The organism is Kiloniellales bacterium, assembly GCA_030066685.1.
Taxonomy (GTDB): Bacteria; Pseudomonadota; Alphaproteobacteria; order Kiloniellales; family JAKSBE01; genus JAKSBE01.
Genome location: JASJBF010000001.1, coordinates 131931 through 155448 on the forward strand (window position 1 = coordinate 131931; position 23518 = coordinate 155448).

Here is a 23518-nt window from a genome sequence, read left to right on the forward strand (position 1 = left end):
GCCTCACATTCGCCTGGTACGGCTTCGGCTTCGAGGCGGTGTCGGAGGAATACCTGGTCGAGGGCGGCGTGCCGCACATCGACATGCGGCGGTCGCCCTTAGCTTGAGGGCCGCCTCTAGCCGAGCGCCGCCGTCACTTCGACCGGCGGGCCGGCCTTCAGGGTCTGATAGACGACGCAGTAGCGCTCGGTCAGCTTGAGCAGGGTTTCGAGCTGCTCCTCGCTCAGATCGCCGTCGAGGTCAAAGGCGAGGCGGATCGCGCGGAAGCCGACCGGGGCCTCCCGATCGACGCCCAGAGTGCCGCGGAAGTCGAGGTCGCCCTCGGCCTTCACGGTTGCGTCGCGCAGCGGCAGCTCGAGCGCGGTTGCCACGGCGTTCAAGGTGACGCCGGCGCAGGCCACCAGGGCTTCGAGCAGCATGTCGCCGGAGCAGGCGTGGACCCCGCTGCCGCCGGTCGCCGGATGCAGCCCGGCCTCGACCAGAGCGCGGCCGGTGTCGACTTTGCAGGTCACGCCTTGGCCCATCCGCCCTTCGGCCTTGAGGGTAACCACCGCGGCCTCCGGATCTTCCCGGTATTTGGCCTTGATCGGTGCTTGGGTCTCCTTCAGCTCTGCCGCGTCCATCGCGTCCTCCCGTGCTGTGGCCGCCGGCGTCCCGCCCGCCGAAGCGAACCCGATGATGCGGGCCGTCAAGCGCCAAGGCAAGACGCGGGGCGCGCGTGGCAAAACCCACCCCTGCCACCGCCACCGCATGCTAGGCCTCTTGCCGCTGCGGGGGCGTTTCCGCTGCCGCGGATCGGAAAAGGAGGCCGAACCATGCCGCGCTCGCCGATCGTCTTTGCCCTCGCCCTGCTGATCGTCTTGGCGGCGCCACCGATGGACCGCGCCAAGGCCGGTTTCGGCGGCATCCAGGGCACCTGGGAGGTTACGGTCACACCCCAAGCGACGCCCGACGTCCCGCCGCCGGCGCCGTTCCAGGCGCTCTTCAGCTTTCACTTCGGCGGTACCCTCTCGGAGACCGACGGCGGCATCCACCCCGGCAGCCAGGCCGAGCTCTTTCCCGAGCTTGGCACCTTCAGCGCCAGCGACGGCCTCGGCGTCTGGTCGCGCAGCGGGCATCGGCGCACTGCCTTGACCTTCTTCAAGGTCCTCTTCGTCGAGCAGGAGCAGGTCGGCTATCTGCGGATCCGCGGCAAGGTCGCCTTGAGCCACGACCGCAAGCGCTTCACCGGCGAGGCCCTTTCTGACTTCATCCTCGGCCCCGACCTGGAGACCGGCGAGATCTTCTTCACGGGCCCCGTCCGCCTGGACGGCCGGCGCCTCGGCGTCGTGGCGGCGACCCCCTGAGCGGCGAAGCGAGAGGAGGCTGTCATGGCGAGCGAAGGGGGCGAGCGCTACGCGCTGGGGCGCCTGATCCTGGACTACCTGCGCAGCTTCACCTGGCCGGCGATCCTCCTTGCCGTGGTGCTCTTCTACAGCAGCGACGTGCGGGAAATCCTGCGCAGCCGCGAGCTCGAGGTCGTGGGCTTCCTCAAGATCGGCCAGAAGGTGGAGGAACTGGAGGCGCAGGCCGCAGAGGAGATCGCCGACGTACGGGCCCTGCTGCAAGAGCTGCAGGCGCGGCCCGACCTGCCGGCCGAGGCGGTGGCTGCGGACATCGACGGCAAGCTCACCCGGCTGAGCAGCAACCTTAGCCGCGAGGTCCAGCAGATCCAGCAGATCGCGCCGGACCTGGCCTCGGGCGCGGCGACCGCCCAGGTCGCGCTGACCCCGCGCCCCGCCGCCTCGGTCGTCGATCTGGAGCGTGAGGGCTTCGAGGCCTTGCTCGACCGCGATGCCGAAAGGGCTCTGGAGACCTTCGGGAGGGCCGAGGCGCTGGTGCCCAACCACAACAGCGTGGCGGCCATCCGTGCCCTCCTGGCCGAGCACCGGGCCGAGCTCGCGGACCCCGAGTCCCGCGCCTGGAGCAAGCTCTACCGTGTCATCCTGACCAAGCACTCCTGGGGCATGCCCAGCGGCTTTCGCCCCAAGTTCCGGCGCCTGGCCGCGGCCTCCTAGCGAGATGCTCTCGAAGTCCGGCGCTCTTTGTGCGTCTGACCGGGAAAGGGCCAAGACACAAGAAACCCGGCTCTGCCGTCGCCTAATCCCCGGAAATGGGTTACCTCTATGGGCTTGATCGAAAGCCTGCCGAGGAACTTGCCCCATGCCGAGTGCTTGCTCTAGAAGTCTCGTTCTTACATTCGCGGTCCTGATCGTCCTCTCGGTCGGGTTGCGCGAGGTCTCTGCCCAAGGCGATATCGATGACATCCTCGGTGCCGGCGACAAGGAGCTCTCGCTCGAGGCGATCTTCGCGCTGATGGACAAGAACGGAGACGGAATCGTGACCCGCGACGAGCTGCGCACCCACAAGATGGGGGTGTTCTTCCAGCTCGACCGCAACAGCACCGGCAAGCTGTCCCGAGAAGATCTGCCGCGCCTGACCGACGCCGAGTTCGTATCGATGGATGAGGACGGCGATGGGCAGATCTCCGGCTACGAGTTCAATCAGGCCAAGGTGATCGAGTTCGAAGCCCTCGACTTGGATGGTGACGGCAAGATCACCTTGGAGGAATTCCTGAACGCTCCCAGCGATTCGGCCAAGTGATGCTTTCCGGCACCGTGGCGCGCTCGGTCACGAACGGCGTCGCGCGGCCGGGCCGCGGCGGGAAGCGGGCAGCATTCCGGCCGAGCTGACCGAGGCAAGCGGATGAAGGAACCCGGACTTCAGTGGCTCCAGGCCCCAGTCCTCACCCTGGTTGCCATTCTCTTGATCACGCTGGCCAGCGGCGGCACCGAGTTCATCTTCGGGCTGACGATGTCGGTGGTCATCTTCGCCGGTGTCGGGACCATTTATCTCCTGTTTCCGGGCAGCCGCTTCTTTTCGATCTCGCTGGCCAACTTCCTCGCGGTCTACGCCTGCGTCTACGTCTTCCTCGTCGAGACGAACTTCCTCAAAGCCTCCGACATGGCCGGAAAGATCGGGTTCATGCTGCCGGTCGCCGCCTTCATCGGCGGGGCCTTGCTCCGCCGACGCGAGGTTCAGGAGATCATTTCCGAAGCGCCGCGCCTGGGAGCCGAAGCTGTCGGGCGCGGCCTGCTCTGGCTGCTTCCGCTTGCCGTAATCGGCATGCTCAGCTTCGCCGTTCCCATGCTCGCCTGGAGCGCCGACCAAGAAAGCGTTGCTCTCCTGGCTTCCATGACCTTGGTATCCCTGCTCGTTTTCCTCCTAAGCCCCAGCATCGGCGCCTTCCTGCTCTTCGCAGGCCAGATGTTCGATCATTTCTTCGACCGCGTCGTGGGGCTCGTGATACCGGCCTTCGCCTTCATGACCTTCTACTCGCTGCAGGTGATCCTCTTCGCCTGCCTCTACCGGATCATCGACCTCTATGTCCCGGGAAATCACTTCAACTTCAACGGCGCGCCCTACGAGCCCAGTTTTTCGGACAGCCTCTATTTCTCGATCGTGACGATGTCGACCCTTGGCTACGGGGACATCGCGCCGGCCAGTCAGCTGATTCGCGCCCTGACCGCCATCGAGATCGTCAGCGGCGTCCTGCTCTTGCTCTTCGGCTTCTCGGAGATCATGCGTTATGTCCAAGACCGGGAACAGGCGACCGAGGGCCCAGCGAAAGACCGGCTAGGCGCCGGCTCCAGCCGGCGTCTTGACACCGAAGAAGAGGGCGTAGAGCACCGGGACGAGGAGCAGGGTCAGCACGGTCCCCAGGGCCAGGCCGAAGGCGATCACGCAGGCCATGGAGAAGAACAGGGGATCGACCAGGATGATCAGCGGCAGCACGCCCAGGATCGTCGTGGTCGCTGACATCAGGATCGGCCGGAAGCGCGAGACGGCGGCGAGCACCACCGCCTCGTAGTCCGAAAGCCCGGCCGCCCTTTGGCTGTCGATCCTGTCGATCAGCACGATGCCATTGTTGAGGATGACCCCGGCCAGACTGAGCAGGCCCAATATGCCGAAGAAGTCGAAGGGCGCCCGCATGATGATCAGGCCGACCAGGGCGCCGGCGAAGGCCATGGGGATGGTCAGCATGATAATCGTCGGCCGGCGGAAGGAATTGAACTGCCAGATCAGCAGGACCACGATCCCGATGACACAGGCCGGCATGTAACGGAACAGCTTCTCGTTGGTCTCCTCCGAGTCCTCGATCTCGCCGCCGACCTCCCAGCGATGGCCGAGCTTGAGGCCCAGCGCCTCGATCTTCGGCGTCATTGCTGCCAGCAGCTCCGGCGCCTTCAGGTGCTGATGGCGGGCGTCGACGGTGACGGTGCGCTCCTGATTGTACCGGGCGATCCGGCTGTATTCCCACTCGCCCCGGTAGTCGGCGACCTGCGACAGCGGCACCATCTCCTCGCGAGCCGAGGAATAAACATTCACGTTCCACAGGTCGCCCAGCGTCTGGCGTTCGTCCTCGACCGCGCGGAAGACGACCGGGATCGCGGTGTCGCCCTCCCGGTAGTCGGTGATCTGCGCGCCATCCATGAAAGCGTTCAATGAAGTCGCGATCTCTCGCGATGTGACCCCGGCCCGCCGGGCGCGGGACTGGTCGACGACCACGTTGACCTTCAGGACCTTGTTCTCCCAATCGATCAGAGCGTAGTCGATACCTGGCATGTCCTGGAAGGCCCGCTCCAGTTCGTGTCCCTTGGCGAAGAGATGTTCGGCATCGATGCCGATCAGGCGGATCTCGAGCAAGCCCGGCTCGGAGGACCCCATCCACATCCTCTTCAACTGGGGCTCGACGTCGGGGAAGGACTCGGCAAGATAGAGCTTGCTGCGCCTGATCACTTCCGGGACCTGATCGGCCTTGGCCGTATTCACAACCAAAAAGCCCCGGTGGGGGTCTGGGTCCTTCGGCGAGAGCGAAAGGAAGAATCGGGGCCCTCCGGTGCCAACGTAGGCGATGCTGCTGGTTACTTCGGGGTTGGCCGCCTCGTCGCCCAGCCAGGCCGCGTATTGCTGCACCACTTCGTCCGTCGTCTGGATGCGCGAACCGGCGGGCAGGTCCAGATAGACCAGGAACTGGTTTCGGTCGCTCGGCCCGAAGAACTCCCGGACCAGGGAGGATGCTGCATAGCCGGCGACGATCAGAAGCCCGAGCGTCACGGCGAGGGTGGCGTATCGCTGCCTAAGGACGAATTCCAGGAATGAGCGATATCGGCGGTAGAAGCCGCTGTCGTAGGGATCCTCGCCTGAGTCTTTCCCACCGGCCGGCGCCTTGACCACGAGGAACCAGTTGCACATGGCCGGGGTCATGTACATCGACAGCAGCCAGGACGCCAAAAGCAGGATGATCACGACCATCGGCAGAGCGAAGGCATACTCTCCCGTCTGGCCGTCGATCAGCAGCATCGGCAGGAAGGCCAGGATGGTGGTCAGCGACGATGTCAGTAGAGGGACCGCCAGGGTCTGACCCGCGGCAAGGCAAGCCTCGCGCTGCTCCTGGCCGCGCTCCATGCGGGCCCGGATGTCTTCGACCACCACGATCGCGTTGTCGACCAGCATGCCCAGGGCCACGATTGCGGAGAGGATCGAGACGCGGTGCAGCTCGATGTCCATGAGCCACATGACGATCAGGCCGAGCAGCATGGTGATCGGGACGAAGGAGCCGACGATCAGCCCCGCCCGCAGGCGCAGGAAGAGAACGACCACCACGAGCACGGTCACCAGGGTCTGGTAGACGTTGCTGAGCGCACCGTCGACCGCCGCCTGGACCAGGTCTGGTTGGAAGGTCGCGTACTCCATCACGTAGCCGACGGGCAGCCCCGCTTCGAGCTCCCTGATCTTGCGGGTGAGCTGCCTCCCGAACTCCACGCTGTTCACGCCGGGCGTTATGGAGAGGCTGATCACGACCGCCGGCTTCCCCTTGTAGTAGGCGAGACTCGACGGCGGGTCGACGTAGCCGCGCTCCACCGAAACCAACTCGGTCAGGTTGACCAGCTGGTCGGACTCGGGGATCGAGATCAGCACCGCTTCGATGTCTTCGATGCTCTGGAAGTCGCCGGAGGGTTCGATGACGAGGTCTTTCTCTTCCACTTCGACGGTGCCGCTGGGCAGGATCACGTTCTGCTGCTGCAGGGTGGTCAGCACGTCGTAGATGCTGATCCCGAACTGGGCGAGCTTGGCGTTGGAGAACTTGAGATAAACCTGTTCGTCCTGAACCCCGTAGAGCTCGACCTTGCGGATTCCTTTGAGCTCGTAGAGCCGGTCGCGCACGTCGCGGGCGACCAGGCGCATCTCGGCCATCGAGAAGCCGTCGCTCCAAAGCGCGATGGTGGCGACCGCGGTCAGGCCGAACTCGTCATAGACCAAGGGACCGACCGTGCCCTCTGGCAATTGCGGCCGGACGTCGTCCATCTTGTTGCGTAGCCGTTTCCAGATCGCCTCTAGGTCCTCGTACTCGTCGCGCAGGATGGCGTGGATGACGGTGATGCCGGTCTTGCTCTCCGAGGTGATCTCGTCGATCTCGGGCATGGTCCGGATCTCTTCTTCGATCCTGCGGGTGATCAAATCCTCGACCTGAAGCGGATCCATGCCCGGAAAGGCCGCAGTGATCACCGCCTCGCGGATCACGATCGGCGGATCCTCGAGGCGCGGAAACTGTACGAAGAGATAGATGCCGACGATGACGATGCCGAGGATCGCCGTGATGGTCAGTCGGCTGGTGTTGATGGCGAAGTCGGTGATCGAGAACATGGCGAACTCCGGCAGCGGGGTGGGACGGGGCAGGGCTGACTACTGCGAGAGCAGCTTCACTTCCTGGCCGTCCTTCAAGAAGCTGACCCCGGCGATCGCCACGACATCGCCTGCGGTCACACCCTCCGTGATCACCACCAGGTTATCCCGGACTCCGTCCGCCTTGACCGGTGTTCTCTTGACGGCCGAGGTCTCCGGATCGAAGACGAAAATGTAGCCTTCCCTCGGGTTCTGCGGATCCACCCCGGGCGCGAGGGCCGAGATCGGCACCAGGTAGGACTCCGCCTCGTCCTCGCCGCCCAGGATCAGGCTGACTTCGGTGGTCATGCCGGGCAGCGCGCCCTCCTGCTGCTCGAGGATCGCAACCTTGACCGGGAACACGTTGCCGGCCTCCGCCTGTGTGCCGATTTCCGACACCCGTCCCTTCACGGTCCCGATCGGCCCGGTCAGGAATCGGACCTCGGCGGGCAGGCCGAGGTAGATGTCGCGAACGGTGCCCTCCGGCACGCTGATCTTCGCCTCCATGGCGCCCTCGACGTAGACGTCGAAGATCGTCTGGCCTCGAGAAACCTCGGCGAAGGCGTCGACGTAGCGCCTGGCGACCACCCCGTCGAGCGGCGCGAGCAGCTCGGTCTTCTCCAGATCGCGGCGCGCAAGGTTCAGCTCGGAGACCCGGTACCTGACCTGGTTCTGCGCACTCTCATAAGCCGCCAGGGCCTGCTCCTGGGCCGACCTCGCCACCCATTGCTTCTTGTAGAGGGCGTCCTGACGCTCGAACTCGGTCCTCTTTTCGGCCTCGTCGGCCCGGGCTCGGCCAAGCGCCGCCTTGGCCGATTCGACGCTCAGCTCGAAGGTCTGTCTGTCGAGCGCGGAGAGAACCTCCCCGCTCTTGAAGCGATCGCCGACATCGACCTTGAGCTCCCTGACGTTGCCGGCGACCTCGAAGCTCAGGGCCGAAGTATCGACGGCCTCGATCACGCCCGGGAACTTCCTGAGTTGCCCGGAAGCTCTCTGCGAGACCGTGGTGGTCTTGATCGCCCGGACCTGCTCGATCGTCTCGGGCGCCTCCTTCTCGCAGGCGACGAGCCCCCCGGTGCCGAGCAGCATCGCGGCCACCAGGCCGAGGTACCGGGGTCTCGGGCAGGGACGCCAAGAATGGGTCCTGGTCGACAACAAGTTGCTTCTCCCCATTAGATTGACCTTCGATGACAGGTTGCGCGGCCTCAGGAAGATCACTCGAGCCCGCTACTGCCTCTCCTCCTTGATCGCCCGAAAGAACTCCGTCAGATCGCTCTTCATGCGCTTCTGGCCGACCGATTGCGCGACCCCGCTGAAGAAGCCCGTGATCTGGTCTGTGAAGGCGCTGTTGACGAAGAAGACCGCGCTGCCGCCCTCGACCGGGAGCGCCACCGCGATGACCTGCAACGACTGATAGGTGTGGCCGACGAAATACTCGCGGCTGGTCAGGAGCGTGTAGTCCTCGTTGCCCGCGACCATGTCGTGCATGAGTGTCAGGGCGGGCCGGCCTTCCACGTTGCGTTTCAGCCAGAAGAAGTTGTGGGTGATCTCGGCATTCTTGGTCTCGGGGAACCCGAAGAAATCGGCCGCGAAGTCGGGAAAGTAGCTCTCGAGGAAATTCCTTGCCTGCTCCGATATGTCTTTCAGTTCCTTCGCCGGCTCGAGAGTCGCGTTGCCGCTACGGTAAGGCGCGATCCCGCCCAGACCGCCCTTCTGGTAAGCCTCGAAGCGCCCGACAAGGATCTCACGATATGCGGCAGAGACCGTCTCGACCATGTCCTGGGAGTCGGCGTCCAGGTCTCTCAGTTTGGTTCTCAGCGTCTCGATCTCCTCGGCACTGAGATTGAAGTCCTTGCCGCCCCGATAGCCGAGAAGCTTCCTGGCCTCGGCGCCCTCCGACGGCGCGAAGCCAATCGCCTGCCATTCCGCAGGTTCGGTGGCAGGGCTCAGCGCACCATAGGCGAGAATGCCTTGGTCTTGATCGAAGCCTCTTCCCTTTCGCGTGTCGTCCGTCAGCGTCTTCACCGGCACCGGAAGAAACACGGCCGCAGCCGCGATCAGCTGATCGTCCCGCGTCCGCTTGACGTCCGTCGTGACGATCTTGCCGGACTTGAGGGCCTGGCGGTCCTTCTCGCTGTAGCCGAGGCGCGACATCACCTCGTCGACGCTCGGCGGCTTGGTGTCCTGCGCCGCCGCCGCGCCGAGGGTGACCGTCAAGAAGAGCAGCGCGCTTGCACAGGTTTTCAGCATGATCTCTCCCGATGTCGGCCGATTGCGTCCGCCGTCCGGCAGTACCCTAACCCTCAAGACAGGCCGACACCAACACATCCAATGAGACCGGCGCAGACCTCTGTCACGCCCCGGCGCCGGCGGGCTTTGCGAGAGCCCCCCTGCGGCCGAACTTTCTGGCAATGCCCGCATCATATGCGCGAAGTGGATAGTCCGGTTCTGCCAATTGCGACTAAATTGAGGGTCTTCTACCGCGACACGGCAGCTCAGGCCTTGTGTCCCCGCTACGTCGCCAGCGCGCGGGTGCGGTTGTTGGCCGAAGGGCCGGATAGAGAGGGTTCCGAATCTGCGCCTTGGAATGTCGGACCTGTGACAGCCCGGGATATCGGCTACGATGGATCGTACCAGTCAGCTGCGAAGTGGAGGATCAGGATGATGCGTGGATTGGCTCTGGCTGTCGGGGCGTCAGCGGCGCTCGCGGTCGCGCGGCCGGCGGCGGCCCAGGAGCTCTATTTCTATCCCAGTCAGGGACAAAGCCAGCAGCAGCAGAACCAGGACTTCGGGGAATGCCATGCCTGGGCGGTCCAGCAATCCGGCTTCAATCCCATGGCGCAGCCGGCGCCGCCGCCGCAGGAAGCCACGCAGGGCGGTCTGCTCCGCGGCGGTGCCCGCGGCGCAGCGGCCGGCGCGGTGGTCGGTGCCATCACGGGCAATGCCGGCCGGGGCGCCGCGGCCGGGGCCGCAGGCGGCGCCCTGATCGGCGGATTTCGCAGGCAGGATCAGCGCAGGCAGCAGGAGCAGGCGCAGCGGCAGTACAACCAGCAGCAGGCCGCCGGCCGCTCCTCCTACAACCGGGCCGTCAGCGCTTGCATGCAGGGCCGCGGCTACGGCGTGAGCTAGGAAAGGATCCGCATATGCGACTCTTCGGTACGCTTGTCCTGGCCGCGCTCCTGCTGGCTTCACACGCTGCTCGGTCGGAGGGCTTCGACAGGTCGAATCCCGTGATCTGCGCCTCCGTCGACAGTCTTTCCTGCGCACCGGGCGAGGCCTGTCAGGCCGCGACCACGGAGGCACTCAACATTCCTCAGTTCTTCCGCATCCACTTTGCCGAGAAGGTGGTGAAGGCGGAGCGACCCGATGGCGAGGAGCGCACGTCGGAAATCAGGAGCATCGACGAGCTCGAGAACGAGCTGATCCTGCAGGGGACGCAGGGCGGCCTCGGATGGAGCCTCACGATTGCGCGCGCGACCGGCAAGATGTCCTTATCCGCCGTCGGGGATGAGGTCGCCTTCGTTGTCTTCGGCGCCTGCACCCGCCTGTGATGGAGGTGAAGGCCGGGCTCGGTCGGTGATGGAAGACCTGCAGTGTTTCAGGAGCAGCGATGCTCCGAGCAAGTCCAGGGAGACGAAAAGGAGGCTAGAAGCATGAGAAAGACGGCATTGGCTCTCGCCACGGCCTTGGCCCTTGCTGCGACCGGCGCTCTGGCGCAGGGCAGCAATAAGATCAAGACCCTTTCGGTCGATGATTTCCAGCTCGACACCGCCAAGGAGCTGGTGGAGATCTGCACGCTCGAATCCGCCCATCCCGATTTCCAGACGGCCATAGGGTTCTGCTACGGCTATATCTCGGGCGGCGGCCATTTCCATAGGGCGCTGGCCAATGGACCGGAATTCGATCCCATGGTGTGCCCACCGACGGAAGTCACTCACGACCAGGTGGTGAAGATCTTCACGGCCTACACCCAAGCCAATCCGCAGTTTCTCGAGGAGCCGGCGATGGATGTCCTGTTCCGTGCCGCGGTTGCCAAGTGGCCCTGCGGGTAGAGGGCTTTCGTGGATCGCCTTTGAATTTGGGAGTAAGGGAACTATGACGAAGACCATGGCAATAACCGGTACTAGCCACCCGGACGGCGGCCTGCTGCGGCGCATCGCGATTCCGTTTCTCGTGGCCTGCGCACTCATTCTCGCTGGTTGTTCCTCGGATCCCTCGAAGCGGGAGACCGAGGAGCGTACCGGCAAGGGCGTCGGCATCGGGGCGGCGGCAGGCGCGGCAGGCGGCGCCTTGTTCGGCGCAATCGCCGGCAAGCCCGGAACCGGCGCAGCGATCGGGGCGGCGGCAGGCGCGGTCCTCGGCGGTGCCGGCGGCTACATCTACGACCAGAGCCAGAAGCGCAAGGACGCCGAGAGCGAGAACGAGCAGCTCAAGCGCGAGAATGAGGAGTTGCGCCAGCAGCAACAGCAGCAGCAGTAGCTGTCCTCGGCACCGGGATTGCGGCCCCGACGAGGAAGCGAGCCGATCTCTGCACCGCCTGGGGGAGGGTGGGCATTGCCCACGCGAGGGATTCGCGGCCCAAGGCCTTCGGAAGTCGAGCCTGTGAACCTTCCGCCGGGCGCCGGCCGCGCCCCGAGCGAGAGGTTCGAGCCCCGCCGCACACCCGGGTGGCCTTCGTCGCAAGATGGCCAGGCTTGCGGGGTGATGTATGGTAGTGACCTGAGTGTCACGGTGAAGGAGGGTATCTGAGTCAAGGGGTTGCTAGGTTCGATCGGGGCCGGGTCTGCGCCCGGCGCCGTGTGCGGGGGCGGGAGCTGTCGTAGTTCCAAGCGTCCTATGGGGGAGCGAAAATGACCGCTGAGACAACAGCGACGAAAGGCGGTGAGCTTGAGCTCGAACCGACGCGGGAGGCCTTGGTCCTCAAGCTGAAGGGGCCCTGGCGGTTGGCCAGGGGAATCAGTTCGATGGAGAGCCTCTTCGCGCGGCGCGAGCTCACATCGATCCCCAAGCAGATTAGGATCGATTCCTCTGCGCTGACGGAGTGGGACAGCGCTCTGATTTGCTTCCTGGTCGAGCTGAAGAAGCGCTGCCAGACCTTGAACATCGCCTTCGATGCGAGCGATCTTCCCGAGGGCGCCAAGCGCCTCGTCGACCTCGCCCTGGCCGTTCCGGAGCGCGAGGATTCCAAGCGGGCGGAGAGCCGCAGCGACTTCCTGACCGTGATTGGTCGCGATGTCATAGACTCCCTCAAGAGCGCCGGCGAAATGCTTGATTTCTTGGGCGAGAGCTTCATCGCCTTGGGTCGCGCGATCCGTGGCCGCGCGCGCTTCCGCATGTCCGACGCGTTACATCTGGTTCAGCAGTGCGGGCCCGACGCCCTGCCGATCGTGACCCTCATTTCATTTCTCGTCGGCATGATCTTGGGCTTCGTCGGTCTGGTCCAGCTCGAGCAGTTCGGCGCCGACATCTTCGTGGCCAATCTTGTGGCCGTCGCCATGGTCCGTGAAATGGGCGGCATGATGACGGCGATCATCATGTCCGGGCGGACCGGCGCCGCCTTCGCCGCCCAGCTTGGCACCATGCAGGTCAACGACGAGATCGCCGCCTTCCGGACCATCGGCATCCCGCCGATCGAGTTCATCGTCCTGCCGCGCATGCTGGCGCTGATCTTCGCGGTTCCCCTGCTGACGATCTACGCCAACATCATCGGTATGCTGGGCGGCTCGCTGGTCACCGTGGCCCTCACCGAGGTGTCGATGCTGCAGTACTACGTGCAAACCGTGCAGTCCGTCGGCCTGATCGATTGGGCCAGCGGCCTCGTCAAGGCCACCGTCTATGGGATCATCATCGCCATCTCGGGCTGCCTGCGCGGCATGCAGTCCAAGAAGAGCGCGGCTGCCGTGGGCGAGGCCGCCACCTCGGCCGTGGTCATGTCGATCGTCTTGATCATCATCGCCGAAGCGATCCTGACGATCATGTACCAGATCCTGGGGATCTAGCGATGGCCGAACAGCAGGTCCCCGAGCCAAGCAGGGTCAGCCCACCGGCCGTCGGGCCGCAGGCCGGTGCGGATGCGCCCATCGTGATCGAGGACGTGACCATGGCCTACGGCACCTTCGTGGTGCAGAAGGACCTCAACTTCACGGTCAAACGCGGCGACATCTTCATCATCATGGGTGGCAGCGGCTGCGGCAAGAGCACGGTGATGCGCGCCCTCATCGCGATGCAGCCGCCGGCCAAGGGTCGCGTCTGGTTCGAAGGCGAGAGCCTGTGGGAGATAGAGGAACAGGCGCGCCAGACCCTGATGCAGGAGACCGGAGTCGTCTTTCAGAGCGGCGGCCTGTGGAGCTCCATGACCCTGGCCGAGAACATCTGCCTGCCCCTGGGCGAGTACACCGACCTCTCGGAGAAAGACTCCTTCGAGGTCGCCAAGCTCAAGCTCGCCCTGGTCGGCCTGGCGGGTTTCGAGGATTTCTATCCCTCCGAGATCTCCGGCGGGATGCAGCGCCGCGCTGGTGTGGCTCGCGCTTTGGCGCTTGATCCGCAGATCCTGTTCTTCGACGAGCCTTCGGCCGGGCTCGATCCGATCAGCTCCCGGCGCCTCGACGACCTGATTCTCGAACTCCGGGACAGTCTCGGCACGACGATCATCGTCGTCACCCACGAGCTCGCCAGCATCTTCACCATCGGCAACAACTCGGTGGTTCTCGACCCGGACAGCAAGACCCAGATCGCGACTGGGGATCCGAAGTGGCTGCGCGACCATAGCGAAGATCCGCGTGTGCGTGCGTTCCTGAACCGCGGAGAGGAAGAATGACGTTCACGGACCGCGCAACGGAGGGGGAGGACTGAGACGCCATGGCCAAGGCCAATCCTAGAACCGTTGGGGGGTTCGTGCTCGGCGCCGTCGCTCTTGCCGTCGCCGCTGTTGCCGTCTTCGGCACCGGAAGGTTCTTCGAGACACGGGACACGGTGGTCTCTTTCTTTTCTGGCTCGCTCATGGGCCTTCGCGTTGGCGCCCCGGTGGAGATGCGTGGGGTCCTGATCGGCACGGTCACGGACCTATGGGTCGAAGTCGATCCGGAAACTCTAGAGTTTACCTTCCCGGTCCTGATGGAAATCCAGCAATCGAGAATCCGCGGCATTGCCGAAGTCGAAGAGGATCGTCTCGACGAACTCATCGACGACGGGCTTCGCGCGCAGCTCGCCACACAGAGCCTGGTGACGGGCCAGCAGTCGATCCAGATGCAGTTTCTGCCGGAAACGGAGGTCGAGTTCGTAGAGACGACTCTTCCCTATGACCAGATTCCCACCGTGCCATCGGTGTTCGAGCAGATCGAGAGCGATGTCAGCGAGGTGATGAGGCGGGCGAACATACTGCTGGACCGTGTGAATGACATACTCTCCGATGACAACCGGTCGAGGGTCGGAACCATTCTGGACAACCTGACCAAGACGACGACCGAACTTGAGCAGGGCATAGACTCCCTGAACCGGCTGGTGGAGGATGCGCAGGAGGTGGTGCTGAACGTCAAGAACACCGATCCGAAGATACAGAGACTTCTCGATACCGCGAACGGGACTCTGGAGCGCTATGGTGCCCTAGCCGAGCGCAGCACGGCGCTGGTCGAGGAAAATCGCAAGGGCATGAAGGACTTCACCACGACCGGGCTCTACGAGCTGACCAACCTGGCGGTCGACGCCCAGGGTGCGATCGAGCAGTTTCGACGGGTAATGGAAGAGATGGAGCGCGACCCCGCGCGCTTCTTCCTGGGCAGGCCCGCAGAGGTGGAGGTGCAATGATGGACTGGCGCAAGCAAGGTCAGACTCCGATTACAAGGCGCTTTTTTGGCGGTCTCTTGCTCTCGGTTCCGGCGCTGGCGCTGGTTGCTTGCAGCCTTCCGGGCGGGCGCAAGGCGCCCCGCCGCGTGAGGCTGACGGCGGCCGAGGACTTCCCGCCGAACATGCCTTCGGTGGCCTGGACCTTGCTGGTCAACGAACCGCAGGCGACGCTCTCGCTCAACTCCGCGAAGGTCGCCTACATCGGCGAGAAGAAACAGATCGCATATCTCGCGACCGCTGAGTGGGCGAGCCGGGCGCCGGAGATGGTCATGGAACTGCTGGTCGAGTCCTTTCAGAACTCGAACAAGATCCTGACGGTCGGCGACCGTCGGGCGCGGATCCGGCCGGACTTCGAGCTCGAAACCAGACTCGTCGAGTTCTTCTTCGAGCAGACCGACAAGAACGCCGGCGAGGTGCGGGTCCAGCTTGAGACGACCCTCATCAAGCGCCCGCAGCGCTCGCCCCTGGCCACCTTTTCCTTCGAGTCCACCTCCACAGTCTCGCCGCGCTCTCTCGACAACATTATCGCGGCCTTCGACGAGAGCCTGAGGGACGTGATGGAGCAGACGGTGGAGTGGACGCTCCAAACCGGCGCGCGCGCCTAGCGCGGGCCGGGAACGCCAGCCTGTCCGCGCTCGGCCGAAAGTTCGATCTAAAGCGGGGTGATTTGAAGCTGAACCGGCTTCAAAACTGAATCCCGCTTTCCCTTAACGATTGAGAGTACGGCTCAGACATGAGGTCGATTCGACCTCATGTCATCGTGCTCTAGGCTCGACCGCCCGCGCTGGTTGATGACACCGGCGGCGCTGCGACACGGTGCACCGGCTTCCGCGCGGCGGGCGAACGCTGCGTCCGGAAGAGCCGTGGCTGCCTCTGGGCCAGCGTCTTGGACGGCACTTCGCCGAAGTGCTTGCCGTAGGCCATCGAGAAGCGTCCGAGATGAAAGAAGCCCCAGCGGAAGGCGATGTCCGTCACCGAGGCCTCCGAGGGCTCGGATCGTCTCAGATCGGCGTGGGCACCCGTCAGGCGCCGCAGCATGTGATACCTCGTGGGCGAGATGCCGAAGTAGTTCTGAAAGGCATATTGCAGCGTCCTGACGCTGATCCCGACCTCGGCGCTGAGCTCGGTGAGTCCCAGGGGCTCGTGCCGCTTCGCCTCCATGATTTCGCGGGCGCGTCGCGCGTGGAGGCGCACCTGCCGGGAATTCCCGGCAAGGCGCTGTCGTTTGTCCCAGTCGACGCTCGAAAGGGCCATAACCAGCAGATTGCCGATGTCAACCGAGATCGTCCGGACGTCGGTCCCGAGACGATGGCGGTCCGTCGAGACAGCCCCTTTCATGAAGATCCTTGCGACATGTTCTTTAAGCGCCGCTGTCGCGGGCCCGTCGATTATGCAGTCCTGACCCCGGGCGCCCGGCATCTCGGCATCCGGGCCGAAGGCGGCGCGCCAGACGGCGAGATAGGCCGCCTCCGTCATGTAGACCCCGGCCAGCTGGGTCTCCTGCTGTATGAGGACGTCTTGCTCGGTACGGCCGTGAAATACAATCGCTTCGGCTTCGGTGAAGGCCCGTCCCTGGCAGCGCAACGACCGTCCGATTTTGACCGGCAGGATGATCGGGACGAGCTGCCTTGGACGCGTGCCCAGGCCATGAAGCGCAGGGCAGCGATGGGTTTTTAGCGAAAGATAAAGCCCGGGAAGCGCGAGACTTTGGTATCTGGCGGTATAGCTGCCGGGGGAGAGCTGTATGTAGCGAAGATCCCATCCCTCGGCCTCGGCGTAGTCCTGTGCCTCCTCAACGTCTGCGATGGTCTGACTGTGGATTTTAGGAACCTTGTCACCTGCCAGGTCGGTGATGTCCACGCGAAGCCCCCCTAGATCATCGATAGCCTCAATCAGAACACATACATATCACTGCGGTGTGCCATTTCACGACAGTGTGCCTGTTCACGACAATGCGATGCTTCACAAGCATCGGTCCAGCGAAAAGCTGCCGCCGCAACATCACCCACGCGATGCGGTCTGAAGAACCGGAGCGTCCGAGGTTCACGGCACCGCCAACCTGTCGGCCACCTCTATGAAGACGCTTTCCGGGGCGTTTCCGGGTCCGGGACCGGCGGTCTGCGGGGCGCCCGCCTGGTCGCCGGTGTCCGCTGCCCTTGGAACAGCCGCGTCTCGCGGCGGCTCAGCGTCCTAGAGGGCAACTCACCGAAATGGCTTCCGTAAGCTCTGGAGAACCGCCCGAGATGAAAAAAGCCCCAATGCGTGGCGACTTGCGTCACCGAGACCTCTGCCGGATCCGCTTGCTTGAGCTCGGTATGGGCGCCAGCCAGCCGGCGAAGCAGATGGTAGCGTCCCGGCGAGATGCCGAAGTGGTCCTGAAAGGCGTACTGCAACGTCCTGACACTGACCCCGACCTGAATGCCGAGGTCGGTGAGCGTCAGCGGCTCGTGCCGCTTTTCCTCGATGATGTCGCGGGCACAGCGGGCATGACGTGCTTTACGCTCGATGCTTCCGGGCTGCCAGGGGGGCAAGTCCTGGTCCTGGCCATAGACAGCGGCCACCAACAGGTCTTTGAGGCGCCCTGAGAGGCCCGGGCTGCGCAGGTCCGGTATCTGAGCCTCCGGATCCGGTCCGAACAACGCGCCCAGCATTGTTTTCAAGAGCGCGACCTCCGGACCGCCCACGATCCGTATCGGCTTCGAGAGGTATTCCGCCCCCGGTTCGGAACCGCGAAGGACTGTAAGACGGGTTTCCTCTGGCAAATAGGCAACGATCGCATGGATGCCGCCATCGATGGCCAGGTCGATGTCTTCTTGGCGGTCGACGAGGATCAGATCCGCGTCGCTGACCTTTCGCCCCTGGAACTGAAACGACCGACCGGTCTTGACCGGAAGGATCACGGTGGCGAGGTCTCCTGGTGCTCTGCCTGAGATGTGCAGCGAATAACCGCGGTAGTTCTTCCGCACCAGAAAAAGAGCGGGTAGATCTAGGCGAGCGTAGTCACCGACGAAGCCACGGCTGGGGAGGGGAAGGAATCGGACATCCCAGCCTTCCACCATCGCCTGCTCCCGAGCTTCGTCGATGGTTTTGAGTTGCCGCCGCGAAATCTTGGGCCCGAGACCTTTCCCGAAAGGTGCGATTCGGCTCAAACCGGATTCCCCCCAAGCACTTCGTCATCCGAAGTCATTTTTGTTACGGGGATATGTCGGCGCCGGATCAAATTCCTTGCGTTCGCAGTGTCAGTCGGGGCAGGCACCCGGTGGTCGCAAGGAATTACCATTTTAGGTCAGGCGAGCGCCGCGACCCGCTTCGGAGGCCCTTCGCATTGTGATCGGAAGCAGCGCAGGCTAGGCTCTGCGGCGTGGGTTCGCTGAGCGTAGAGGAAGGGAGCGGCGGCAATGCACTTTCGAAAGTCGGGTCGTCTCGCTTTGGCGGGTCTGGTCCTGCTGGCTGTACCCGCGTCGGCGGAACCGATGGAGGGGTCGATGGCCAAGCTCGTCGGCCATCCCTCGGCCGACCTAACGCCCGAGGGCGTCTTCGAGCGAATGGACGAGAACAGGGACGGCAAGCTCAACCGCGCAGAGCTGAGAAACCGCAAGATGAACGTTTTCTTCGTCCGCGATAAGAACCTGGACTCCTATATCTCGCGTGAGGAGTTCGATTCACTGAGCGATTCGGTCTTCGCCGCGCTGGACGAGGACAAGGATGGCCGGATCTCCGGGTTTGAGTTCAATCAGGGCAAGCTGACCGAGTTCGAAACGATCGACACCAACGGCGACAACGTCATCAGCCTCGAGGAGTTCCAGGCCTTCAGAGTCCGTATTGAGGGATAGACTCAACCTCAGGCCCTGGAGACGGTCACCTAGCAGCTGCGCCCGGTCTTGTGCCGCGCGTGCGTCCGCTTTGATCCGGCGGATTGCGCTAGGGATGGTAGGGCGCGGAAGGCGGATCGAGAGGAGTCTCGAATGCGGAGGTGGAGCGCCGCTGCCTGGCGAGACGGCGTTTTTGCGCGAATCGGATAGCCCCGGTTCGAGGCGCGCGCTAAATTTTCGACCGTTGCGAGACAGCTGGCTTGGCGAGAAGGCCGAATGACGGCGTGAACCTTTTGGGGGGTATCGCGAGAATCGGTCCACGCGAGTTTCGGGGGAGGATCTCAGATTCGAGGCACCCCTGGACGGACAGAAGGGGGAGTAGTCCGGTGTCGGCAAAGGTCCTGGCGATCATCTTTGTTTCGTTGTTCTCCTTGTGTGCCTGCGTGAAGGTCGGCCCGGATTTCGAGCCGCCGGAGGCGCCGCTTCAGGACGACTGGCTCGAGGACGCCGAGGCGGGGGTCAAGGCCGAGCCCGCGGACTTCAGCACCTGGTGGCAGGTCTTCGAGGATCCGGTCCTGACCGAGCTGGTGGAGACCGCGACCAGGCAGAACCTGACCCTGCAGTCCGCCGGCCTGCGGGTGATCGAGGCGCGCGCCCAGCTGGGCATCACGGTCGGCCAGCAGTACCCGCAGGTCCAGGACGCGGTCGCCGACTACTCCTACAACAAGGAGGCCAACAACGCACCGAACACCAGGGGGAACGACCGCACCTACCAGAACCTCACCATGGGCATCGACAGCACCTGGGAGATCGACTTCTGGGGCAAGTTCGCGCGCGCGATCGAGTCCTCGAGCGCCAGCCTGGGAGCGAGCGTCGCCGACTACGACGACTTCCTGGTGATCCTGACCGCCGAGGTGGCGCGGAACTACGTCGTGGTCCGCGAGGCCGAGGAGCGCATCCGCCTGGCGCGCTCGAACGTGGTCATCCAGCGGCGCAGCCTGGAGATCGCGTCCTCGCGCTTCCGCGCCGGCGCGGTGAGCGAGCTGGACGTTCAGCAGGCGCGGGCGCTGCTGGCGGAGACCCAGTCCTCGATCCCCTTCTTCCAGATCCAGCGGCGCCAGGCGCGCAACGCCATCGCGGTGCTGCTCGGGATCCCGCCGTCGGAGCTCCTGGAGATCTTCGGCGAGGATCCGGAAGAGGAGCTGGACGCACCGGAGGAAACCGAGCTGACCTTGATCCCGACGGCGCCCGGGGAGGTCGCGGTCGGGATCCCGGCGGAGCTGCTGCGGCGCCGGCCGGACGTTCGCCGCGCCGAGCTGGACACCGCGGCCCAGAGCGCGCAGATCGGCGTCGCGCGCGCTCAGCTCTTCCCGGCCTTCAGCCTGGGCGGCTTCGTCGGCCTGCAGACCGCCGGCAGCACCGACCGCCGCTCGAACAACGCCAGCCTCACCGATCTCTTCAAGACCGACAGCTTCACCGGCTTCATCGGCCCGACGGTCTCCTGGCCCTTCCTGAACTATGGCCGCCTGACCAACAACGTCCGGGTCCAGGACGCCCGCCTGCAGGTCCTGATCGCCGACTACCAGAACACCGTCCTGGAAGCCTACCGGGAGGTCGAGGACGGCCTGGTCGGCTTCCTGCGCTCGCGCGAGCAGGCCGACTTCCTGACCACCAGCGTCACGGCCTCGAAGCGCTCGGTGGAGCTGGCCTTGCTCCAGTACCGCAACGGCGTGGTCGACTACACCCGGGTCCTGGACACCCAGCAGGACCTGGTCGAGCGCCAGGACGAGCTCGCGGTCTCCCAGTCGGCGATCGCCCAGAACCTGATCCTGAGCTACCGCGGCCTGGGCGGCGGCTGGCAGACCCGCGGGCCGAACGACTTCGTGCCGCCGGAGACGATCGAGGTCATGCGCACCCGCACCGACTGGGGCGGGATCCTGCCGCCGGACGATCTCGGCGACGCCCCCGACAGCGGCACCGCAGCCGCCGAATCCGACACATACTTCAGAAGGCCGGACTTCTAAAGGGGCGGCGGCCGCGTGACCCCTCGAGACCACCGCGTCACGCCTCCCGGTCAACTCGAAGAAGCGCAATCCGGCTCCGTCGACAGGCTGCAGTGGCGGAAATGCGGCCCTCCAGCATTAAAGTTCTGTTACAGCCATGGGTTGCATTAATCGGATAGCACCCGTCTGCGCCTGCCGCTAGGCTTTCTCATCTTCGACTTCGCCCGCATGGCGAGCGATTGGAGGTGAGGCAGGTCGCCTCGGGCGCTGTAAGTGGTGTCACGCGGTATGGGCGGCTCTCTGTCACGCAGCGTCCGTTCGTTTGGGACGCGGCCGCCGGCTGAATCCAAAGATGCCGACTTTCGAGGTCCGAGGCCGCGCCGCCCGCTCTTGCCATCCAAGAGACAGGAGAAAGCGGTTATGAATCAAAGACGTAAAGGAACTTCGCGAAGCTTTGCGGGCGCACTCCTGGTGGCTGTCTTCACCGTGTCTTTCGCCTTCACGACCGTGGCTGGTTCAAAGCATGACCCTTACGCGGGCCTATCCGGAGAAGACCTGGCAGCCGTCTTGTCGAGCTTTCATACGCGCGTGATCGGAGATGAAAAGCGGGTCAAGGGAACCTCGAAGGAAAGACGAACGGCGAAGTACATCGCGTTTCAGTTGCGCCTAGCCGGCTATAACCCACGGCTGCAGCGGTTTGACGCGGCGACGGGCGAGCTGATCGGTCCCGAGAAGAAACGATACGGGCCCAGACGGGACCAAGTGATTTCCTACAATGTCATCGCTGAGAAGAAAGGCAGCGTCGACCCCGAACGTGTTCTCGTTTTGGGCGCTCATTTGGACTCGGTGCCGCAGAACGATGGCACCGGCTACTCGGACAACGGCGCCGGTGCGGGCGTCGGGCTCGGTGTCGCGCAGGTACTGGCCAAGCAAGATCTGCCGTTCACCACCGTCTTCGTCTTCTTTGGTGCCGAGGAAAGCTGTCCGAGCTACATCGACTACTGCGTCGACAGCGGCCTGGCCGGCACCGGCGGCAAGAAGGGCTCAACGGCCTACACATCGACGTTCACCCCTCAGCAGGTGAACGATACCGTTGCGATGCTGAACCTCGATACCGTCGTCGGCGGCGACTTCCTCTATGCCCATGGCGCGTCAGAGGGTTCGGACGGCTGGGTCAGGGAGCGCCTGCTGGAAATCGCGGCGGAGGCGAGGATCGACCTTCGCATCAATCCGGGCTATCCGATCGACTATGCCGACGGCAAGGTGCTGTATCCCCGGGGTACGACCGGTGACTGGGGGGATCATTTCCCCTTCGAGGAAAAGGGCGTCGAGATCGGCTTTATCGAGGCGACCAACTGGGACATCGGCGATCTGGACGGCTACGAGCAGTCGGAGAAGCTGCTGAACGAAACCGGCGACGGCGCGATCTGGCATACCGACCGGGACATCTTCAAGTTCCTGAAGAAGACCTTTCCCGGTCGGGTCCAGCGCCAGAACCGGGAAGCTGTTGCGCTGGTCTACCGCTTCCTGCGCGATCCCCAGCCGCCCGCCGAGCTTTCGCCCGGCGCCCTGGCCCGGCGTGAGGCCTCGATCTGCGCCGAGGTCATCGGCAAGAAGGTCGCCGGCACCTCCGGCGAGCTGGCGATGCGGGACTACATCCTCGAGCGGTTGCTGGAGATGGGCTACGACGCCGACATCCAGCCCTTCGAGATCCCCGAGGACGCCGACTACAGCGGCGGCGAGACCTCGTTCAACGTCTTCGCGGTCAAGCCGGGACAGAGCCCCACGGAAAGCGGCAAGGAATTCGTGATCGGATCGCACTACGACTCGGTGCCTCAGAACGACGGCAACGGCTACACCGACAACTGCGCCGGCACCGGCACCAACCTGGCCCTGGCCGATGTCCTGCAGGACGAAGCCGTGCCGGTCACCGTCCGGTTCATCTTCTTCGGCGCCGAGGAGCTCGGCAAGATCGGCTCGGAGGCTTATGTCGACGCCATGGATGGCGCGAGCACGGGAGTTGCAGGCGAGCCGCTCGGCGATATCGACGATGTCGAGGGAATGCTGAACCTCGACACGCCCTGGGGCGGCGATTTCAACTATGTCCACGGCGCGTCGGAGGGCAACGAGGGCTGGATCCGGGAAGCCCTTCTGAGCATTGCCGAGGCGAAGCGCTACCAATGGCAAGAGAACCCGGGCAACTTCATCTCCGTGGCCTATTGGTACGGCGGCAACGGGACCGTCCCGCAGGACACGGCTTGCGTGACCGGCGAGACCTACGATACGAAGGCCGCAGAAGAGGGCGAGCCCCTGACAGTCGACGACTTCGACAGCGACGAGCTGATCGACACCTCCGACGAGGAGGGCACCGACGTCAGCGCGGCCGACTACTGCGTCTTCCTGCCCGAAGGCACGACCGGTGACTGGTCCGATCACTTCCCATTCCAGGCCCAGGGCAAGGAGATCGGCTACATCGAAGCCACCAACTGGGATATCGGCGACTTCGACGGCTACCAGCAGTCGGCGGAGCTCTTGGAGGAGTTCGAAAACTGCATCGCGAGCGGGGGCGATACCGACGATTGCGGCGACGCCGCCGGGGCCATCTGGCATACCGACCGGGACGAGTACGGTTTCCTGAACGAGACCTTCCCAAGCCGGATCCAGCGACAATCGACCGAGATCATGGAGGTGTTGCTCGCGTTCCTGCGCGCGCCGGAACTGCCTCTTGTCGCCAGCGTGCCGCCGAGCGCCGAGGTGGTGTCTGCCCGCAGCAGCGATGTGCGGGAGCGCATCTTGCGGCGGGGCCTGCGCGTTCGGCTCAAGGCCTTGGTTGAAGACCTGGGCAACAACAACGAGAGCATCGATCTCCTGATCGAGGCGCTGAAACGGCGCGACGTCAACGACTCGGTGCTGATCAAGCGGATCCCGCCCGAGGCGGTCGCGCGCCTTGAAGAGCTGCGGGAGGAATTCGGAGACTTGCTGCGCGAAACACCGTAGCTTCACGGGCCGTCGTGGTGCGGGCGGCCCGCGCATCTCCGGGCTCCGGTCGGCCTCGAGGTTTCGGAGCGATCGCGGGTCGGAGGGCTGCATTGCCGC

The 23518-nt window shown here is 64.4% G+C and carries 20 protein-coding genes and 1 pseudogene; 15 read left to right on the forward strand and 6 right to left on the reverse strand.

The annotated features are described in order from the left end of the window. Positions 1–116 precede the first annotated feature (116 nt). Positions 117–623 (reverse strand): OsmC family protein, encoded by a 507-nt coding sequence (locus tag QNJ30_00620; GenBank protein MDJ0941940.1) that lies wholly within the window; start codon positions 621–623, stop codon positions 117–119. A gap of 192 nt (positions 624–815) precedes the next feature. On the opposite strand from QNJ30_00620, the gene QNJ30_00625 reads away from it, so the two are divergent. The 4 genes and pseudogenes from QNJ30_00625 to QNJ30_00640 all read left to right on the forward strand — a co-directional run bounded on the left by QNJ30_00625 (position 816) and on the right by QNJ30_00640 (position 3624). Next, a complete protein-coding gene (locus QNJ30_00625; GenBank protein MDJ0941941.1) occupies positions 816–1346 on the forward strand; it encodes a hypothetical protein in 531 nt (176 codons plus the stop codon). A gap of 24 nt (positions 1347–1370) precedes the next feature. Continuing rightward, entirely contained in the window at positions 1371–2057 is a 687-nt protein-coding gene (locus QNJ30_00630; protein MDJ0941942.1) for a hypothetical protein, read from the forward strand. Positions 2058–2202: 145 nt separating this feature from the next. Beyond that, on the forward strand, positions 2203–2643 hold the full coding sequence (locus QNJ30_00635) for an EF-hand domain-containing protein (GenBank protein ID MDJ0941943.1): 441 nt from the start codon (positions 2203–2205) through the stop codon (positions 2641–2643). Positions 2644–3363: 720 nt separating this feature from the next. Then, a pseudogene (locus QNJ30_00640) lies at positions 3364–3624 on the forward strand (ion channel). 51 nt (positions 3625–3675) lie between these two features. On the opposite strand, the gene QNJ30_00645 reads toward QNJ30_00640, so the two are convergent. The 3 genes from QNJ30_00645 to QNJ30_00655 all read right to left on the reverse strand — a co-directional run bounded on the left by QNJ30_00645 (position 3676) and on the right by QNJ30_00655 (position 9015). Then, positions 3676–6747, reverse strand: coding sequence for an efflux RND transporter permease subunit (locus tag QNJ30_00645; protein ID MDJ0941944.1), 3072 nt, complete (start codon positions 6745–6747; stop codon positions 3676–3678). A 39-nt stretch (positions 6748–6786) separates the two neighbouring features. Continuing rightward, complete coding sequence (locus QNJ30_00650; GenBank protein MDJ0941945.1) at positions 6787–7920, reverse strand: efflux RND transporter periplasmic adaptor subunit; 1134 nt, start codon at positions 7918–7920, stop codon at positions 6787–6789. 72 nt (positions 7921–7992) lie between these two features. Beyond that, positions 7993–9015: a hypothetical protein gene (locus QNJ30_00655; protein ID MDJ0941946.1), complete on the reverse strand. Its 1023-nt coding sequence runs from the start codon at positions 9013–9015 to the stop codon at positions 7993–7995. Positions 9016–9426: 411 nt separating this feature from the next. On the opposite strand from QNJ30_00655, the gene QNJ30_00660 reads away from it, so the two are divergent. The 8 genes from QNJ30_00660 (at position 9427) to QNJ30_00695 (ending at position 15212) form a co-directional block, all read left to right on the forward strand. Further along, positions 9427–9894 (forward strand): glycine zipper domain-containing protein, encoded by a 468-nt coding sequence (locus QNJ30_00660; protein ID MDJ0941947.1) that lies wholly within the window; start codon positions 9427–9429, stop codon positions 9892–9894. Between the two features lie 14 nt (positions 9895–9908). Continuing rightward, the gene (locus QNJ30_00665; protein MDJ0941948.1) at positions 9909–10316 is read left to right on the forward strand and encodes a hypothetical protein; all 408 of its coding nucleotides are present in this window, start codon (positions 9909–9911) and stop codon (positions 10314–10316) included. Between the two features lie 102 nt (positions 10317–10418). After that, a complete protein-coding gene (locus QNJ30_00670) occupies positions 10419–10817 on the forward strand; it encodes a Rap1a/Tai family immunity protein (protein MDJ0941949.1) in 399 nt (132 codons plus the stop codon). A gap of 43 nt (positions 10818–10860) precedes the next feature. After that, complete coding sequence (locus QNJ30_00675; protein ID MDJ0941950.1) at positions 10861–11244, forward strand: glycine zipper domain-containing protein; 384 nt, start codon at positions 10861–10863, stop codon at positions 11242–11244. A 371-nt stretch (positions 11245–11615) separates the two neighbouring features. After that, the gene (locus tag QNJ30_00680) at positions 11616–12764 is read left to right on the forward strand and encodes an ABC transporter permease (protein MDJ0941951.1); all 1149 of its coding nucleotides are present in this window, start codon (positions 11616–11618) and stop codon (positions 12762–12764) included. A 101-nt stretch (positions 12765–12865) separates the two neighbouring features. After that, a complete protein-coding gene (locus QNJ30_00685; GenBank protein MDJ0941952.1) occupies positions 12866–13582 on the forward strand; it encodes an ATP-binding cassette domain-containing protein in 717 nt (238 codons plus the stop codon). A 41-nt stretch (positions 13583–13623) separates the two neighbouring features. Beyond that, positions 13624–14568 (forward strand): MlaD family protein, encoded by a 945-nt coding sequence (locus tag QNJ30_00690; GenBank protein ID MDJ0941953.1) that lies wholly within the window; start codon positions 13624–13626, stop codon positions 14566–14568. A gap of 125 nt (positions 14569–14693) precedes the next feature. Further along, on the forward strand, positions 14694–15212 hold the full coding sequence (locus QNJ30_00695) for an ABC-type transport auxiliary lipoprotein family protein (protein MDJ0941954.1): 519 nt from the start codon (positions 14694–14696) through the stop codon (positions 15210–15212). A gap of 160 nt (positions 15213–15372) precedes the next feature. On the opposite strand, the gene QNJ30_00700 is transcribed toward QNJ30_00695, so the two are convergent. Together QNJ30_00700 and QNJ30_00705 are read right to left on the reverse strand one after the other, a co-directional pair. Next, positions 15373–16467 carry a helix-turn-helix transcriptional regulator gene (locus QNJ30_00700; protein ID MDJ0941955.1) on the reverse strand — a complete coding sequence of 365 codons (1095 nt, stop codon included), beginning with the start codon at positions 16465–16467 and terminating at the stop codon, positions 15373–15375. A gap of 212 nt (positions 16468–16679) precedes the next feature. Next, a complete protein-coding gene (locus tag QNJ30_00705) occupies positions 16680–17756 on the reverse strand; it encodes a helix-turn-helix transcriptional regulator (GenBank protein ID MDJ0941956.1) in 1077 nt (358 codons plus the stop codon). Positions 17757–18092: 336 nt separating this feature from the next. On the opposite strand from QNJ30_00705, the gene QNJ30_00710 reads away from it, so the two are divergent. From QNJ30_00710 to QNJ30_00720, 3 genes are all read left to right on the forward strand, one after another. Further along, positions 18093–18440, forward strand: coding sequence for an EF-hand domain-containing protein (locus tag QNJ30_00710; GenBank protein ID MDJ0941957.1), 348 nt, complete (start codon positions 18093–18095; stop codon positions 18438–18440). 365 nt (positions 18441–18805) lie between these two features. Next, complete coding sequence (locus tag QNJ30_00715; GenBank protein MDJ0941958.1) at positions 18806–20443, forward strand: efflux transporter outer membrane subunit; 1638 nt, start codon at positions 18806–18808, stop codon at positions 20441–20443. A 267-nt stretch (positions 20444–20710) separates the two neighbouring features. Next, positions 20711–23419, forward strand: coding sequence for a M20/M25/M40 family metallo-hydrolase (locus QNJ30_00720; GenBank protein MDJ0941959.1), 2709 nt, complete (start codon positions 20711–20713; stop codon positions 23417–23419). Positions 23420–23518 lie beyond the last annotated feature (99 nt).

Bases quoted from the DNA above. Each gene is read 5' to 3' on its own strand.
- QNJ30_00645 (MDJ0941944.1), bottom strand. From the start codon at position 6,747: ATGTTCTCGATCACCGACTTCGCCATCAACACCAGCCGACTGACCATC.
- QNJ30_00710 (MDJ0941957.1), top strand. From the start codon at position 18,093: ATGGCCAAGCTCGTCGGCCATCCCTCGGCCGACCTAACGCCCGAGGGC.
- QNJ30_00685 (MDJ0941952.1), top strand. From the start codon at position 12,866: ATGGCCTACGGCACCTTCGTGGTGCAGAAGGACCTCAACTTCACGGTC.
- QNJ30_00665 (MDJ0941948.1), top strand. From the start codon at position 9,909: ATGCGACTCTTCGGTACGCTTGTCCTGGCCGCGCTCCTGCTGGCTTCA.
- QNJ30_00675 (MDJ0941950.1), top strand. From the start codon at position 10,861: ATGACGAAGACCATGGCAATAACCGGTACTAGCCACCCGGACGGCGGC.
- QNJ30_00655 (MDJ0941946.1), bottom strand. From the start codon at position 9,015: ATGCTGAAAACCTGTGCAAGCGCGCTGCTCTTCTTGACGGTCACCCTC.
- QNJ30_00670 (MDJ0941949.1), top strand. From the start codon at position 10,419: ATGAGAAAGACGGCATTGGCTCTCGCCACGGCCTTGGCCCTTGCTGCG.
- QNJ30_00660 (MDJ0941947.1), top strand. From the start codon at position 9,427: ATGATGCGTGGATTGGCTCTGGCTGTCGGGGCGTCAGCGGCGCTCGCG.
- QNJ30_00630 (MDJ0941942.1), top strand. From the start codon at position 1,371: ATGGCGAGCGAAGGGGGCGAGCGCTACGCGCTGGGGCGCCTGATCCTG.
- QNJ30_00720 (MDJ0941959.1), top strand. From the start codon at position 20,711: ATGGGCGGCTCTCTGTCACGCAGCGTCCGTTCGTTTGGGACGCGGCCG.
- QNJ30_00635 (MDJ0941943.1), top strand. From the start codon at position 2,203: ATGCCGAGTGCTTGCTCTAGAAGTCTCGTTCTTACATTCGCGGTCCTG.
- QNJ30_00620 (MDJ0941940.1), bottom strand. From the start codon at position 623: ATGGACGCGGCAGAGCTGAAGGAGACCCAAGCACCGATCAAGGCCAAA.
- QNJ30_00690 (MDJ0941953.1), top strand. From the start codon at position 13,624: ATGGCCAAGGCCAATCCTAGAACCGTTGGGGGGTTCGTGCTCGGCGCC.
- QNJ30_00680 (MDJ0941951.1), top strand. From the start codon at position 11,616: ATGACCGCTGAGACAACAGCGACGAAAGGCGGTGAGCTTGAGCTCGAA.
- QNJ30_00625 (MDJ0941941.1), top strand. From the start codon at position 816: ATGCCGCGCTCGCCGATCGTCTTTGCCCTCGCCCTGCTGATCGTCTTG.